Genomic DNA, 507 nt, shown 5'->3' on the forward strand with positions numbered 1-507 from the left:
ATTTTTTAGCGTATGTTGCGATTACCGCATTTTCTATTCCCGGAGCAGCAGTGGTTACTTTGCTAGGCGCAGCTTTGTTTGGGTTTTGGTTTAGCTTACTTTTAGTTTCTTTTGCCAGTACGATCGGTGCGACCTTAGCTTTTTTGAGTAGCCGATATTTGCTTAGGGATTGGGTTCAATCGAGATTTGGGGAAAAGCTTGTTGCGATTAACCAAGGAGTAAAAAAGGATGGCGCGTTTTATCTGTTTTCTTTGCGCTTGATTCCAGTGTTCCCATTTTTCCTCATCAACCTACTGATGGGATTAACACCTATGAGCATTGCGCGCTTTTATTTAACCAGTCAAATAGGCATGCTCCCTGGTACTGCCGTTTACCTTAACGCTGGTACTCAGTTAGCAACCATTGATAGCCTTTCTGGTATCGTATCCCCGACGGTATTAGCATCTTTTGCTTTGCTGGGGCTGTTTCCAATACTCGTAAAATGGGTTATGAATAAGGTCAGGCCAA

At 43.2% G+C, this 507-nt stretch carries 1 protein-coding gene; it reads left to right on the forward strand.

Annotation, left to right across the window (positions count from 1 at the left end):
• The coding region (locus R7190_RS31150; RefSeq protein ID WP_318138379.1) for a TVP38/TMEM64 family protein at nt 1–507 on the forward strand (507 nt) is incomplete at both ends.

The organism is Vibrio sp. 1078-1 (assembly GCF_033340475.1).